The organism is Bacillus sp. BD59S (assembly GCF_007363175.1).
GTDB classification, from domain to species: Bacteria; Bacillota; Bacilli; order Bacillales; family Bacillaceae_G; genus Bacillus_A; species Bacillus_A pacificus.
On the sequence record NZ_CP034686.1, the window covers coordinates 1,790,785 to 1,806,286 of the forward strand.

The window sequence follows — 15,502 nt, forward strand, 5'->3', positions numbered from 1 at the left end:
GGAGGAATGAACGTTGAAGTATGGAAAAGTAGCAGTAGTTGGAGCACTATCAGTAGGACTATTAACAGGTTGTTTCGGTGAAAAACCAGAAGAAAACTTATATACAGCTTTTGAAACAGCGGCGACACAAGAGAAATCATTAGTTGATGAAGCGAAAAAATTAGAGAAGTTAGAGAAGGAAGGTCAAGAACTATATTCTCAAATTTTACAAGAAGGTAAAGATCATAATGACGCTGTTATGAAGAAAATAGAGCAAGCTACTGCAAATGTAGATGATCGTGAAAAAGCATTGAAAAATGAGAAAGAAATGCTAGAAAAAGCTCAGAAAGAAACAAAATCTGTTCAAGGAAATATAGAGAAGCTTGAAGATAAAAAGTTACAAAAACAAGCGAAAGCAGTAGAAGAGTCGTATAAAAACCGTTATGATGCATTCCAAAAGATGAATGAAAATTATACGAAGGCGTTGGCGACTGAAAAAGAACTGTATGAAAAATTAAAAGTAAAAGAAACGAAATTAAAAGAGATTGGTGAAAAAGTTAAGGCTGTTAATGAATTAACTGTGGAAGCACAAAAATCAAAAGAGCAATTTAACAATTTTACAAAAGAGTATAATGACAGTAAATTAGCATTCTACAAAGATGCAGAGATTAAGATTAAAGATCAGAAATAAAGAAGAGTTTTAAGCGTAATAAAAAGCCGGAGAAACATCGTCACAAATGTTTTTTCGGTTTTTTACGTTAAATGAATAGAAAAGACTGGAATTGATATCATAAAAGAGTTATAGTGAATTATTCTAAGGGAAACATTGTTAAGTAAGGAGAATGGAAATATGTCATATGAATTTTTACTCAAATTAGGTTTAGCACTCTTTTTAGGATTATTCATTGGGATAGATAGGCAGCTAAAGAATAAACCACTTGGTGTGAAAACAAGTATGGTTATTTCTGTAGCAAGTTGTTTAATTACGATGGTTTCAATTGAATCTGTACATGTATATTCTGTTCCAGGGCATACCAATATGGATCCCATGCGTTTAGCCGCTCAAATTGTGAGCGGAATTGGTTTTCTTGGAGCAGGTGTTATTTTACGAAGAAGTAATGACGTTATTTCTGGATTAACGACTGCCTCTATGGTGTGGGCTGCTTCAGCTTTAGGTATAGCGATTGGAGCAGGATTTTATTTACAAGCGACGGTTGCTATGATTTTAATTATTTTAGCAATTAATGTACTTCCGCAACTGGTGAAAATTGCAGGACCGTATTCATTAAGACAAAAGGACTTGTCTATTAAAATTACTGTAAAAGAGCATCATGAGTTAGATGGTATATTTAAGCAGATTAAAAATTTAGGAATGCATGTAAAACGCGTGAAGATTAAAGATATAGATAGTGGAGCATTTCAGCAACTGGAGATGGTTATTTTAGCTCCAGAAGATTTATATACAACAGAGTTATATAGTTCCCTAAAAGAGATAGATCGTGTTGTTTCAGTTGAAGTGGAAAGTAGATAAAGATGATAAAAAAGAGTGAAGTGAATTCACTCTTTTTTATTTGGATTTTTAAGGAAAGAAATTGATATAATGGTGAATAACAAGGGGGGAGAAATGTTGGAAATACATATTAGAAGAGCGATAAAAGATGATATACCAGGTATAGCAAAGGTCCACGCTGATAGTTGGAAAACGACATATAAAGGCATATTCCCTAACGAGATTTTAGAAAATATAACATATGAGCAACGGGAAAAACAATGGGAAAATATTTTTCAAAAAGAATGTAATCATCAATTTAGATTTGTAGCAGAGACGTTAAATGGAGAAATAGTTGGATTCATCGATGGAGGAGCAGAAAGAATTGGTACATATAATTGTGATGGAGAATTATATGCGATTTACCTTTTACAAGAGTATCAAGGAATGAAAATAGGACAAAAGTTATTTCAAGCTTTACTATCTGAATGTACAAACAATAATATGCGATCACTTTTAGTATGGGTTGTTACGAATAACCCTTCTAAAACGTTTTATGAAAAATTTAATCCAGAAAAAATTGATACAAAATTTTTAGAGAGATTACAGGTGGAAGAGACAGCATATTGTTGGAAAGATATCAATAATATTATTATGTAAAGTATACCTCTTTTGTTTCACTCGAATGGTTTGGACATAATGCGAAAGATATATGAAAAAAAGAAATGAAAGTACTAACAAATAGAAATTTAGAAGTAGTAACTTCTTAATATAAAATGATGTAAGAGTCTCTCATTGTAGAGACTCTTTTTTTAAAATATAAATAACCAAAAATTACCATGTATCTAAATTGAAATTTAACACAATTTATATATAAATAAGGAGGTGATTGGTAATGGCTAGAAATCGTAATTCTAATCAATTAGCATCACATGGAGCACAAGCGGCTTTAGATCAAATGAAATATGAAATTGCACAAGAGTTTGGTGTACAACTTGGCGCTGATACTTCTTCACGTGCAAACGGTTCTGTAGGCGGTGAAATTACAAAACGCCTTGTAGCGATGGCAGAACAACAACTTGGTGGCGGATATACTCGCTAATTGTAGAAGGTTATAGGAGAAAGGAAGGATTCTTCCTTTCTTTTTTTTCAATTAATTGGTATGGATATATTGTGAACTGGATTCAAAGAATAGGAATAATACTATATTTTCCCCAATTTCTTTTGTTGTGAATGGGAAGTAGTAAAAATGTAATAGCCCTGGTGGAATGAAAAGTTACGTTCCAGCAGGGCTATTATATGGTAAGAAATATATGATGAAAGGTTTCGAAGCCAACATGTTAAAAAAAGAAAACTGTTGTTTGATTGCGCTTGCATCAGTTCCACTTGTTATGACATTAGGGAATTCAATGCTCATCCCAATTCTGCCGACTATTGAAAAGAAATTACATATTTCATCGTTTCAAGTATCCATGATTATTACCATTTATTCTATCGTAGCGATTCTACTTATACCGATTGCTGGTTATTTATCAGATAGATGGGGACGAAAGATGGTAATGGTTCCGAGTTTGCTGATTGCGGCTATAGGAGGAGCGATAACTGGTTGGGTATCTTGGAAAGTGGATAATCCCTACACTTGGATATTGATTGGTAGAGCGATTCAAGGTATTGGTGCTGCTGGTGCAATGCCAGTTGTTATACCGTGTGTTGGTGATTTATACAAGGATGAAAAACAAGTTAGTACAGGTTTAGGAATCATAGAAACATCCAATACATTTGGGAAAGTTCTGAGCCCTATTTTAGGGTCTGCTCTTGCTGCCGTTGTATGGTTCTTACCCTTTTGGGCGATTCCAGTTTTATGCGTAGTATCAATTGTTTTATTACTTGTTCTAGTAAAGGCAAAGAAACAAGAGGGAGAAGTACCACCACTTAAAGAGTTTATAAAATCAATTCTTACTACGTTTCGTGAAAAAGGAAGATGGTTAATTGCCATTTTTGCATTAGGTGCAATTATTATGCTTATTTTATTCGGAATTCTCTTTTATTTGTCAACTATACTGGAATCAAAGTATGACATTCATGGTATATGGAAAGGGTGTGTGCTTGCGATCCCATTACTTGTACTGTCAATTAGTTCCTATATGGCTGGTAAAAAAATTGGAGATAATCAAAATGTGATGAAGAAATGTATTTATATTGGTTTTTTAATGGCAGCTGTATCAGTCATTATTCCTTTATTTATAAAAGGGATTTATTTACTACTTCTTTGTCTCGTTATTATGGGGATAGGAATTGGTATGGCGCTCCCATGTTTAGATGCTTTAATTACACAAGGAATTGAAAAGGAGCAAAGGGGAACGGTTACGTCATTTTATAGTTCAATGCGATTTATCGGTGTAGCAGCTGGACCACCTCTATATTCTTTTTTCATGAAAGGTGCTGACCATGAAGTATTTTATTTAACAAGTATATTCGCTGGGATCGGTGCTGCTATAGCGATCATTTGGATCAAACCAGCAAAAGATGCAAAGACGGTAAAACAGAAACCGGAACCTACTTCATAATTTGAAAGAGAATTGCATGATGTTTTCATTAACATGCAATTCTCTTTCGTTCATTAAGAATAAATAACTTGTTTTAACATATAAAGCGCGACCCCCCATATGATGAGACCAGAAAATTTATTTAATAATACGATTGTCTTTCCGGTTGAGTCTAGCCTTTTTAAAAATTTCCCCGCTAAAGCTAAGCAAATAAACCAAATCCAAGAAACAATAATAGTAGCAACTGTAAAAGCCCATTTTTCACTTCCTATGTATTGAATCGAATTGGTTCCAATTACACCGATTGTATCTAAAATTGCATGTGGATTTAATAATGAAACCGATGCAGCGAAAAGTATTTGTTTTTTTACTGGCATGCTTATTTCTTGTTTTATATCGTTGGAAGGGTTACTTCTCCAAATAACCAACCCCATATATAGGAGAAAGAAAAAGCCAATCATATATAACGTGTTAGTTAGCCAAGAAAAAGTAAGTAGTACAAGGGAGACACCCTGCACTGCAATTAATATGAGTAACGTATCGCATATAGAGGCAGTTAATACTACAGGAGCTGCTCTCCAAATGTTTGGTTGGCTCGCACCTTGGTTAAAGACGAAAACATTTTGGACGCCTAATGGAATAATAAGACCAAATGCAAGAATGATACCATGAATAATTGCTTCACCCATCATATTACCTCCTATTTAAATTCATTATGATAGTGTATATTGTATAGAAGAAATGAAAATTTGTATCCATCCATACGGTTGGGGAGGTTGCCAACCAAAAAGAATGTAAGGTGATATGATGGAAAGATTCGTTTGGAAACAAAATACGTCTCTAGCGACTCCTTTGTATAAACAAATAGAAACGTATATAAAAGAAAAAATCGTTAATGGAGAATGGACTGTTGGAACGAAATTACCTTCACAAAGAGATTTGGCACATACATTTGGTGTGAATCGAAGTACGATTGTAATGGCTTTTGATGAACTAGTCGCAAAGGGATACATTGAAGGGAATGGCAGGAAAGGAACAATTGTTGTAAATAATAATGAGAATGCTTCAACATACGCACCCCCGCCTAATTGGCAGTCTTATGTAGAAACAGGAATTCATTATCCGAATCTGCCTGCTATTCAAGAGATTAATCAAGCTGAGTTTTATCCGCATGTAATTCGTTTAGGAACAGGTGAGCTCGCGCCAAGTCTTTTACCTGAAAAAAAGATGAAAGTAGTAATGAATAAGCTTTTAAAATCAAACGTGATACTTGGGTATGAACAGCCAAAAGGTAATCTTAATTTAAGGAAGCAAATTGCGGACTATTTAAAAGGACATGGTATATATGTATCTCCTGACTCTATATTGATTGTTTCAGGAGCAATTCAAGCGCTTCAACTTATTTCTATTGGGCTTCTTCCGAAAGGAGCGTCAATTTTATTAGAAAAACCATCATATTTATACTCTCTCAATGTTTTTCAATCAGCAGGAATACGTTTAATTGGAATGCCATTGGATGAGAGTGGGCTAGATGTGTCATATATTGCGAAATATAAGAAGCAATTTAATGCTTCTATTTTATATACAATCCCTTCTTTTCATAATCCAACGAATTTTAGTATGGATACGAAGAAGCGGACAGAAGTGATGGAGGTATGCAATGAGATTGGATTGCCTATTATAGAGGACGCAGTGTATCAAGACTTATGGTTTGATGCTCCTATTTCGAAACCTTTAAAAGCATATGATAAAAATGGGATCGTACTACATATTGGAAGTATGTCTAAAGTAATTAGTCCAGGATTAAGAATTGGATGGATTGTTGGATCTGAGCCAGTCATTCAAAGATTGGCAGACATAAAAATGCAAACAGATTATGGATCGAGTTCTATATCGCAGCAAATTGCCGCCGAGTGGTTTAAAGATGGATTGTATGAAGAACATTTACAGTTTGTAAGAGGTGAGCTTACAAAACGTAGGGACTTTATGGTGAGTATGTTAAAGAAGTATTGTAGTGAAATAGCAACATGGTATGAACCGACAGGTGGTTTTTATATTTGGTTACATATGAATGTATCCGTTTCGAACCGTAGCTTATTTGACAAAGCTTTGAAAGAAAAGATTTTATTAAATCCAGGTACTTTGTATGATAGAAGTGCAAATCAATTTTTGCGCCTATCCTATTCATACGCAACGTTAGAAGAAATTGAAATAGGTATAAAAAAACTTGCACAATTAATAAAAAAGTAAGAGGAGAAAGTAATGAAACAATATGTAATTTGCCAAATTATCAATGGAGAAAAATATTTAGCTGCTTATGCGGAGACGAAGCAAGAGGCAATTGAAAAAGCAGAATTGTTAGGATTACGAACTGGAAATCGATACACAGTTATTACTGCAGAGGAAGCTGAAGGTTTAACGTATCCGTAACCAATGTATAATAAATTATACAGGAAGTAAATAAGCCTAGTAATATATATAATATTACTAGGCTTATTTTTTTTGAAAGCGTTACGTGTTCTCGTATGAAAAATAATAGTGTTATGAGTCAAGTTGACGGAAATAACGATTCGTTTTTCGGTCCTGATTTCCGTTTCTATATTTATCAATATATTGTCTGAAGTTCCACGATTGTAAAAACTTATTTGCGGCATTATAACCAGAATTGTAAAGCCAATCTTTCTCTTCCTTTGTTAACTCAAAGTTTGTACTAGTAATGGCCCCTGTTGGAATTGTAATTGTTCTTGCTTTAGATTCTTTGTCTAAATGACGTAAATCATGGGCTTGCATCATCGTTTTAAATAGTCCTTTGAACATGGAGATAGGCTCATTATAGTGGGCAGGATCAGCTTGGATCGCATCTTTTACGAAATGAAATCCAAAAGTCGGCCAGCGAGGAGAGGTAGGTGAGTCGAAAATCCAAATCGGATAATTGCTTAAAATCCCTCCATCAACCATATAACAAGGTTGCTTCCATTTAGGGGTTCTCCATTTTACTGGTTCAAAAAAGAAGGGGATTGTACTACTCATTCTTACAGCTTTAGCAATAGAGAAGCGATAATTTAAAAATCCGTAGTTCGGTAAGTCATCAGGAAAGATAACCATTTTACCATTACTTATATCAGAAGCAATAATTTTAAGCTTGTTTAGATCAGGTAAATCTGTAAATAAGTGAACTCCTTTTTTTCGAAGTAATTCTTCAATCCATTCTTCGATAAAAATATTAGAGTAAATACCAAGAGTAGTCCATGCGCTTAATCCTTTTCCGATAAATGGGATTCTGTCAATAAAGGTTCTCTTCGTAAATTTATTATAATCAATATCTGTTATAATCGTTTTTAGCTCTGAGCAAGAGTATCCTGCTGCTAGGAGCGCAGCGATAATCGAACCAGCTGATGTTCCAGCTACACGTTCCCATTCATAGCCTTTTTCAGCTAACGCGCAAATTGCCCCTACATGCGCAATTCCGCGTACACCGCCTCCTTCAAAAACACCATCAATCTTCATAAATCATACTTCCTTTCACGTGAAAAATTTGAAAATGGAAAAAAAGCACGTATAGTACGTGCTTTTTTACAATAGTTTTTAAATTTACTAGCAGCCTACAAAGCCGCCCCAACAGCTAGCTCCGATGATGATTAGAAGGATGAATAAAACGATTAATAAAGCGAAACCTCCATAACCACATCCACCACAACTACCTCCTTATATTAAAAATAAAAATGAACGAGGGGAAAATGTACTGGAAGAAATAATGAACTATCGTGTTTGTAGGAACAATGTATACTATGCTTTTTTAAACTTGTTCGCGTATGAAGGAAGAGCCCGTTTTTTGGAGGCTTGTTGTTTTTATAAAGAATGGAGTATAATTTTTGTGCGATGATACAAATAAGTATGTAAATATAAGGAGAATGTATGAATAAACAAATTGAAGTATTAATTGATAAATATGGGCTGACGCATTTAAAAGAGGAACTTATGAATACTGTATTTCCTTGTATAAAAGTTGTGCCAAAGCAGGAGGAAACAGTAGCGATAGGTAGTTCGAAAATGGGAGGGGTTCCTGACTTGCCATTTACATTTGAATATCCAACGCATAAAGGAAATCCGTTACAGTTTATTGCACAATTTAATTTAAAGGATTTACAAAATGTTGGTATGGTTCATGATCTTCCTAAGACAGGGATGTTATATTTCTTTAGCGTTGAAAATTACTTTGAAGAAGATGTGAATCCAACCGAAGCGGGACGTGTGCTTTATTATGATGTTCCTGTTGAGCAATTACGGAGAGCGGATGAATTGCAAACGAATTATAACCAGTGTGCGACTACTTTTGAACTGACATATAAATTGCCAGAGCTTTTCATTGAAGATGAGGATGATTCAGATCGTTTCTTACAATTACTTGAAGAGCTAATCCCAGATAACTACGATAACCATCAAATATTTGGTGAGCCATTTTCTGTACAAGATGAGGTATTGTACGAAACTGGACAGTATATGGAAATAGACCCACAGCAAATAACGCTTTTATTCCAAATTGACTCAGATACTAAAAATTGTAATATGATGTGGGGAGATTTAGGGATGCTTTATTTCTGCATTGGAAATGAAGACTTGAAAAATCGACGTTTTGAAAATGCATGTTGTGTATTACAAACTTGTTAAGGAAGAAGGTTGTTCTTATAAAAAGAACAGCCTTTTTACAATGTTAAATATGCATAATCTCATATGACCTATACGAAAAAGTATTGTATACTCTGAAACTATACGATACTTTTTCGTATAGTTATAGAATGTAAGGAGTGACATGATGGGAAAGACAAGTAAGTATGTGACAGCTGCCGCACTTTGTTCAACGATAGTAATGGGAGGCTTACAGGCTTCATCTGTATCTTATGCAGCTACGAATTCAACTGTAGCGACATCACAATCAGATGCAAAGTTGTTAAATGATTTTAGAAAAGAATTAAAAAAACAGGTTGATAATCGAGAAGAAAATATTACAATCACATATAAAACGAAAGATAGAAATGCTAGAAATGTGATGGACCAATTGTATGGCGAGTTTAATAAAATTGTAGATGTAGACGAGTATGTAAAATATAATGTAGCCTCTACTAAATATTCTATTAAAGGGCTACCAGGAAACTATACGTTTACACTGCAAGTTAAGTACCGTGAATCAAAAGAGCAAACACAATATGTAAAATCCCAGGCGAAAGCGATTATAGGCTCGATTGTAAAACCAGGAATGGATGAGCATGAGAAAGTAAAAGCTATTCATGATTACGTTGTAAAACATGTATCGTATGATACGTCTTATGGAGCATATACAGCATATGAAGCGTTAGCGAATCGTTCTGCCGTTTGCCAAGGATATACGTTATTAACATATGAATTGCTAAAAGAAGCGGGTATCCAAAACCATATTGTAACAGGTACAGGAAATGGACAAGCTCACGCATGGAATTTAGTAAACATTGAAAACAAATGGTATCATCTTGATACTACATTCGATGATCCGGTACCGGATAAAGCTGGGCGTGTAACATATTCATATTTTAATATGTCTGATGAACAATTAAGTAAAGATCACGACTGGGATCGTAGTAAATATCCAGCAGCAACTACAAGTTACTTTGGGGAATTAACAAACAAAATAAAAACGGGTAGTCCAAAAACTGCTGCATATGAACAAATGTTAAAAGAAACAAATTTAAAATACTTATCTGCACAATACGGGGCAGAAAATTACAGTGAATTTAAGAAAAAACTACAGCAACAATTCGCTTCTAAGCCAGAAAAGGTAGAAGTACGATATAAGCAATCTATGGATGGAACAATGCAAGATATAAAGAAAGTGTTAAATGAAATAAATTGGCCAAAAGGTGCAAAGCGTGTATCTTATCAAGTAGCACCTTATAGTGCGATGGCAGATTATTCATTAGCGACAATTACATTTACGTATTAAGCAATGAAAAAGAGCATCTGTAAAAGGTGCTCTTTTTATATTTGTTTATCACTTTAAAATATTGGGAATTATGTGATAAAATAACAAGGAGAGGATGTGAATGCTGAATGAACTTCTTCGAAAGTAATATATTTACATTGATATATACTTGTTTAGTAATCGGACTTATCGTTTTGTTTTTCATATCATTTACTTTGTTTATTAGAAGAGTATTACAAAGCAGTGCTGCAAAGAAACACCACGCGATTAATATGAACCAGAAGCTAGATCGAATTATTGAATTGCTTGAAAAAGATAAGAAATAGTGATAGAAGAAGTATGAAAAGGGGAAAGAGAATGGCTAATTATATAAAAGAATTACGTGAAAAGGTAGGACATGATTATGTTTTCTTAAACTTTGCCGGTGGTTGTGTATTTAATAAAGAAGGAGAAGTATTACTGCAAAAAAGAGGAGACTTTAACGCTTGGGGCTTTCCAGGTGGCGCAATGGAGATAGGAGAATCGGCTGCGGAAACTGCAATTCGAGAAATAAAAGAAGAAACCGGGTATGATGTAGAAATAAATGAGCTTATTGGAGTGTATACAAAATATTTTCAATCGTATCCAAATGGAGACAAGGCACAGTCAATTACAATGTTCTTTTCATTCTCAATAGTTGGAGGCGACAAAAAAGTAGATGGTAATGAAACGTTGGATTTGAAGTTTTTCCCGTTGAACGACATACCACCGTTGTTTTGTAAACAGCATGAAGATTGCCTGCAAGATTTATTGGAGAAAAGAGTAGGGGTATATCGTTAACATATAAAAAAGAAGCTAAATGAGATTAGCTTCTTTTTATGTTTTACTTACTTCCACCAATCATCAAACATAGATGCTGGAACTTGTCTCTTATGTTCGCTCACTGTGTAACGTTTTTCAATTTTTTCTGCAACGTCAGTTGGAACTGCTTTACCTTCTAAATAGTCATCAAGTTGATCGTACGTAATACCTAACTCTGTTTCATCAGCTTGACCTGGTTTTTCATCTAATAAATCAGCTGTTGGCATTTTTAAGTAAAGTCGCTCATCCGCACCTAATTCTTGTAATAAGGCACGTCCTTGACGTTTCGTTAGTCCCGTTAATGGTAATAGGTCTGCACCACCATCTCCGAATTTTGTAAAGAATCCTGTGACAGCTTCTGCGGCGTGATCTGTTCCGATAACAAGGAGACCGTTTTGTCCACCGATTGCATATTGTGTAACCATGCGGATACGTGCTTTCACGTTACCTTTATTGAAATCTGTTAATGATTCACCTAATAAGTTTTCGTATTGATTTGAGAAAGCATCAACTGTTGACGCGATATCAAATGCAACAGATTGATCAGCTTGAATAAATTGTAATGCTAATTGTGCATCGTCTTCGTCTTTTTGCACTTTATAAGGAAGGCGCACGGCGATAAACGTTGCGTTACCACCTTCATTACGAATTTCCTCCACTGCAAGCTGAGCTAAACGTCCAGCTAATGTAGAGTCTTGTCCGCCACTAATTCCAAGTACAAATCCTTTCGCACCTGTTTTTTTTACATAATCTTTTAAGAAATCAACACGTTTACGGATTTCTGCTTTCGGATCAATTACAGGTTGAACGTGTAATGCTTTCATAATCTGTTCTTGCAATGTCATTATGTTTTCCTCCTATTCATATTAAAGCGGTAAATAAGTTTATATGTATATTGGTACATACTTCTATCCTTTATTATTTCGCAAAATTAACGAATATACAATAGGATGTGTGTATGAATATGAATGTAGTCATTATAATGAAAGTGTTTCATTTAAGCAATTTTTTTGAAACCTTTCAATAATGTAAGGTTTTTGTCATTTGAATCGATGGAAGGTATTTCCGTACTTTACTAATATAAGAACATAGTTAGTAGAAGGGCGGAGAAGTAATATGAATATTAGAGAACTCGCATATCGGAATGTGACGCGAAATAGACGAACATATTCAGCATATTTTTTAAGTAGTGCATTTGCTATTATGGCCTTTTTTGTGTATTCATTTTTTGCGTTTCATCCGGCATTAAGTGCTGGACAATTAGGCAAGTACGTGTTCGTAAGTATGTCTTTTGCACAGTCCATTATTTACTTATTTACATTTTTCTTTATTTTATATTCGATGGGAATGTTTTTAAAAACGAGAAAGCGTGAACTAGGAATTTTAATGATGTTAGGTATGACGAAATATCAATTAAAGCGTCTTATCTTTTTTGAAAATATTATGATTGGGATAGGAGCAATTATTTTTGGAATTCTAGCAGGAATGTTATTTTCTGGAGTATTACTATTTGTAGCTCCCATGATATTAAAGTTAGATATTTCCTTACCTTATTACATTCCAATGAAAGCCATTGTTGTAACGAGTATTATGTTTTTTGTATTATTTATGATCATTTCATTGTTTAGTGCAGGAATGATTCGAAAAAATAAAATTATGAAATTGTTTAGAGGATCGGCAGAAGCGAAGCCGGAACCGAAAGCATCCATTATTTCTTCTATATTAGCAGTCATATTGCTTAGTGCGGGATATGCAGGAGCACTTATGTCACACGGTGCAATGGTATTTATCATGATGATTCCTGTTACAACGGTAGTCATTATTGGTACGTATTTGCTGTATAAGCAGTTGAGTGTCTTTATTATTAGACTATGTAAAAAAAGTAAACGTTTCTATTGGACACAGACAAATATTATTACGTTGTCAGATTTAGCTTACCGTATGAGAGATAACGCAAGAATGTTCTTTATTGTAACCATCATTTCAACTGTAGCATTTTCAGCAATAGGTACATTAGTTGGCTTTACATCAATGACAAAGGCGATTATGGAGAGACCAATTGCGTTTCACTATCATTCTAAGCAAGGAAATAGTAATGAATCACAGCATTTGAAGATGATTGACGAAGGGTTAAAGAAACATAGTATAGCAGCTTCAAAAACTAATATTTCAACGAAGAAAACGGAGGAGCAGTCGTTAAGAAGCGCCACGTTTATAAAGGAATCAGACTATAAGGAATATGCGAAGTTAACAGGAGAACCTTTTCATGCGGTATCAAAAAAAGAAGTTTTATTTTTGACAGTTGATATACCAGGACCACCGATGAAAGAAAGAAAAGAAATTACGTTACCGCATTTGAATGAACGATTAAAAGTGAAAAAAGTTAATACTTCTTCATTAAGTAAAATAATAAGAGGTAACATTTATGTAATCTCTAACAATCAGTATGATGCATTACAAGATGGATTTAAAGAGGAAAAAGATTATGTGTACAAAACAGAAGGAAAGAAAGATGAAATTGAGGTTGGTAAAGAACTAACGCATCAGATGAAGCCTTATGAAGAACATACAACGTTTAGTGCAGAAGAGTACGAACAAAACCAAAGTTTACAAATTGCAGGACCAATTCTATTTGTAGGTTTCTTTATTGGTATTGTATTTTTCGTATGTGCAGGAAGCTTCCTTTATTTCCGTTTGTTTTCTGACTTAGAGGATGATACTCGTTTGTTTGAAATGATTCGAAAAGTAGGCTTAACGAGCGGGGAATTATCGAAAGTAGTTACAATCCGATTGGGACTTTTATTCTTTGTTCCAATATGTGTTGCAACATTACACGGGGCAGTAGCGTTAACTGCACTCGGACAAATGTTTGAGTACTCACTATTTAAAGAAAATGCCATTGTATTAAGTATTTTCATAGGAATTCAAGTTGTATACTTCTTACTGATTCGATCTCGTTATTTAAAACAATTGAAAGAGAGATTACGTATTCGTTAAATGTGTTTTTTTAACTTGAGTACAAAATTTTCTAAAAAGAGGCAAGTATTACCAAAAAGTGATAAAATGGAAAAAGCGAGGTGGAAAAATTAATAAAAGTAAGGGGGGGAGTAATATGAAAGCAACAGGAGTTATTCGAAAAGTAGACGAATTAGGACGAATTGTTATTCCTAAAGAATTACGTGATGTATTGGGAATACAAATCAAATCACCACTTGAAATTTTCGTAGAAGAAGATAAAGTCATTTTACAAAAATATCAACCTTACAATGCTTGTCAAATAACAGGTGATGTTTCAAATCGAAACATATCATTAGCAAATGGAAACATTACTGTTAGTATAGATGGAGCGAAATATTTAATAAAAGAAATAGAAAAGTTTTTAAACAAGAGTGAGGTTTAGTCTTGATTCAAATTATTTTTAAAATTCCATATCATTCTTTAAAAACTATAAAAGGACCATTCAATTGGTCCTTTTATTTATCTCGTAATTTTTCGTGTCTAAAAATTACGAGATAAATAAAGTGAAACTTTAATCAGTGGGGGGCTTTATCCCCCACTGATTATCAGCCCTCACCAATCGGGCTGCCCATTAAAGCGGGATAAAAGAGTAGTATAAAATTTGTAAGCCTTATTGAGAAATATTTTTAAGAAAGGAAAACGAAACACATAAAACGAATGTTACATATAAGTGTTTTCAAAAGTGGTCTGAAATGAAAATAATATATTTTCAGGAGGGATTACGATGAATAGTAGTACAGCGAATAAACAAAAAGGTATACAATTAATTCCTTTTACAGTAGATAAGGTGGTTGAACAAGTAAATGAAATTCCGCCAGGTGTGCAACTCATTCATGCTCCGCAAGTATGGGAGAAGAGTGCGAAAGGAAAAGATATTGTTGTTGCCGTATTAGATACAGGGTGTGATATGAATCATATAGATTTAAAGGATCGTATTATCGGTGGAAGAAATTTCACGAAAGATTACGAAGGGGATCCAAATATATATCTTGATAATAACGGACACGGTACTCATGTAGCTGGGACAATTGCAGCGACTGAAAATGGTGTAGGTGTTTTAGGGGTCGCACCACTCGCTAAAATGTTAGTGTTAAAGGTTTTAGCAGGAGATGGTTCTGGAAGTTATGAGCAAATTATTGAGGCAATTCATTATGCTGTAAATTGGAGAGGACCTAATAAAGAAAGAGTTAGAGTCATTTCCATGTCACTTGGTGGCCCACAAGACGTTCCAGAATTACATGAGGCAATTCAAAATGCGGTAAAGCAAGATGTTCTCGTCGTATGTGCTGCTGGGAATAATGGAGATTGTAATGATAATACGGAGGAACTAGATTTCCCAGGTGCATACTCAGAAGTAATTGAAGTCGGTGCCGTCAATTTAGAGCGGAAAATCGCATGTTTTAGTAATTCAAATCAAGAAATTGATTTAGTGGCACCAGGCGATGGAATATTATCTACGTATCCTGAGGGGAAATATGCGGTATTAAGTGGAACTTCTATGGCCACACCGCATGTCGCTGGAGCGCTGGCATTGCTCATAAAGCAGTGTGAAAGGGAATATGGTAGAAAGTTATCAGAACCAGAAATATATGCACAACTTATTAAAAGAACTGTACCTTTAGGATATGAACGTACATCTGAAGGGAATGGTTTATTAGATTTATTAAAAGAATAGAA

Annotated in this window: 17 protein-coding genes and 1 pseudogene; 14 read left to right on the top strand and 4 right to left on the bottom strand. The window is 34.3% G+C overall.

What is annotated here, in order from left to right; all coding sequences use genetic code 11:
* Positions 1-13 precede the first annotated feature (13 nt).
* The 5 genes from EKQ63_RS11230 (at position 14) to EKQ63_RS11250 (ending at position 4,035) form a co-directional block, all read left to right on the top strand.
* Positions 14-670: a YkyA family protein gene (locus EKQ63_RS11230; RefSeq protein ID WP_000873553.1), complete on the top strand. Its 657-nt coding sequence runs from the start codon at positions 14-16 to the stop codon at positions 668-670.
* 159 nt (positions 671-829) lie between these two features.
* Entirely contained in the window at positions 830-1,510 is a 681-nt protein-coding gene (locus EKQ63_RS11235) for an MgtC/SapB family protein (protein WP_000119508.1), read from the top strand.
* Positions 1,511-1,603: 93 nt separating this feature from the next.
* Positions 1,604-2,128 carry a GNAT family N-acetyltransferase gene (locus EKQ63_RS11240; RefSeq protein ID WP_143881036.1) on the top strand — a complete coding sequence of 175 codons (525 nt, stop codon included), beginning with the start codon at positions 1,604-1,606 and terminating at the stop codon, positions 2,126-2,128.
* Between the two features lie 235 nt (positions 2,129-2,363).
* Positions 2,364-2,570, top strand: a complete 207-nt coding sequence (locus tag EKQ63_RS11245) for an alpha/beta-type small acid-soluble spore protein (protein ID WP_000113545.1) — start codon at positions 2,364-2,366, stop codon at positions 2,568-2,570.
* A 235-nt stretch (positions 2,571-2,805) separates the two neighbouring features.
* Positions 2,806-4,035, top strand: coding sequence for a bacillibactin exporter BcbE (locus tag EKQ63_RS11250; protein ID WP_131102727.1), 1,230 nt, complete (start codon positions 2,806-2,808; stop codon positions 4,033-4,035).
* Positions 4,036-4,088: 53 nt separating this feature from the next.
* Here the strand turns inward: EKQ63_RS11250 and EKQ63_RS11255 are convergent, their stop codons facing one another.
* The gene (locus EKQ63_RS11255) at positions 4,089-4,703 is read right to left on the bottom strand and encodes a LysE/ArgO family amino acid transporter (protein WP_087968171.1); all 615 of its coding nucleotides are present in this window, start codon (positions 4,701-4,703) and stop codon (positions 4,089-4,091) included.
* A 118-nt stretch (positions 4,704-4,821) separates the two neighbouring features.
* Between EKQ63_RS11255 and EKQ63_RS11260 the strand changes: the two genes are divergently transcribed.
* Complete coding sequence (locus EKQ63_RS11260; RefSeq protein ID WP_087968230.1) at positions 4,822-6,264, top strand: aminotransferase-like domain-containing protein; 1,443 nt, start codon at positions 4,822-4,824, stop codon at positions 6,262-6,264.
* A 12-nt stretch (positions 6,265-6,276) separates the two neighbouring features.
* Positions 6,277-6,444, top strand: a complete 168-nt coding sequence (locus EKQ63_RS11265) for a DUF3933 family protein (protein ID WP_000816383.1) — start codon at positions 6,277-6,279, stop codon at positions 6,442-6,444.
* 111 nt (positions 6,445-6,555) lie between these two features.
* Here the strand turns inward: EKQ63_RS11265 and EKQ63_RS11270 are convergent, their stop codons facing one another.
* Together EKQ63_RS11270 and EKQ63_RS30170 are read right to left on the bottom strand one after the other, a co-directional pair.
* Positions 6,556-7,521, bottom strand: a complete 966-nt coding sequence (locus EKQ63_RS11270) for a patatin-like phospholipase family protein (protein WP_143881037.1) — start codon at positions 7,519-7,521, stop codon at positions 6,556-6,558.
* 87 nt (positions 7,522-7,608) lie between these two features.
* A pseudogene (locus EKQ63_RS30170) lies at positions 7,609-7,719 on the bottom strand (YjcZ family sporulation protein); the annotation flags it as partial.
* Between the two features lie 210 nt (positions 7,720-7,929).
* Between EKQ63_RS30170 and EKQ63_RS11280 the strand changes: the two are divergent.
* The 4 genes from EKQ63_RS11280 (at position 7,930) to EKQ63_RS11295 (ending at position 10,786) form a co-directional block, all read left to right on the top strand.
* The gene (locus EKQ63_RS11280) at positions 7,930-8,682 is read left to right on the top strand and encodes a YwqG family protein (RefSeq protein ID WP_087952865.1); all 753 of its coding nucleotides are present in this window, start codon (positions 7,930-7,932) and stop codon (positions 8,680-8,682) included.
* Between the two features lie 145 nt (positions 8,683-8,827).
* Complete coding sequence (locus EKQ63_RS11285; protein ID WP_087952863.1) at positions 8,828-9,988, top strand: transglutaminase domain-containing protein; 1,161 nt, start codon at positions 8,828-8,830, stop codon at positions 9,986-9,988.
* 107 nt (positions 9,989-10,095) lie between these two features.
* Positions 10,096-10,293 (top strand): DUF4083 domain-containing protein, encoded by a 198-nt coding sequence (locus EKQ63_RS11290; RefSeq protein WP_014893815.1) that lies wholly within the window; start codon positions 10,096-10,098, stop codon positions 10,291-10,293.
* Positions 10,294-10,324: 31 nt separating this feature from the next.
* Positions 10,325-10,786 (top strand): NUDIX hydrolase, encoded by a 462-nt coding sequence (locus EKQ63_RS11295; RefSeq protein WP_087994521.1) that lies wholly within the window; start codon positions 10,325-10,327, stop codon positions 10,784-10,786.
* Positions 10,787-10,833: 47 nt separating this feature from the next.
* Here EKQ63_RS11295 and nadE read toward each other — a convergent pair whose 3' ends face one another.
* Positions 10,834-11,652, bottom strand: coding sequence for an NAD(+) synthase (gene nadE / locus EKQ63_RS11300; RefSeq protein ID WP_000174881.1), 819 nt, complete (start codon positions 11,650-11,652; stop codon positions 10,834-10,836).
* Between the two features lie 271 nt (positions 11,653-11,923).
* Between nadE and EKQ63_RS11305 the strand changes: the two genes are divergently transcribed.
* From EKQ63_RS11305 to EKQ63_RS11315, 3 genes are all read left to right on the top strand, one after another.
* On the top strand, positions 11,924-13,804 hold the full coding sequence (locus EKQ63_RS11305; RefSeq protein WP_087952859.1) for an FtsX-like permease family protein: 1,881 nt from the start codon (positions 11,924-11,926) through the stop codon (positions 13,802-13,804).
* Between the two features lie 115 nt (positions 13,805-13,919).
* A complete protein-coding gene (locus tag EKQ63_RS11310; RefSeq protein WP_143881038.1) occupies positions 13,920-14,207 on the top strand; it encodes an AbrB/MazE/SpoVT family DNA-binding domain-containing protein in 288 nt (95 codons plus the stop codon).
* Between the two features lie 342 nt (positions 14,208-14,549).
* The gene (locus EKQ63_RS11315) at positions 14,550-15,500 is read left to right on the top strand and encodes a serine protease (protein WP_001089039.1); all 951 of its coding nucleotides are present in this window, start codon (positions 14,550-14,552) and stop codon (positions 15,498-15,500) included.
* Positions 15,501-15,502: the final 2 nt, after the last annotated feature.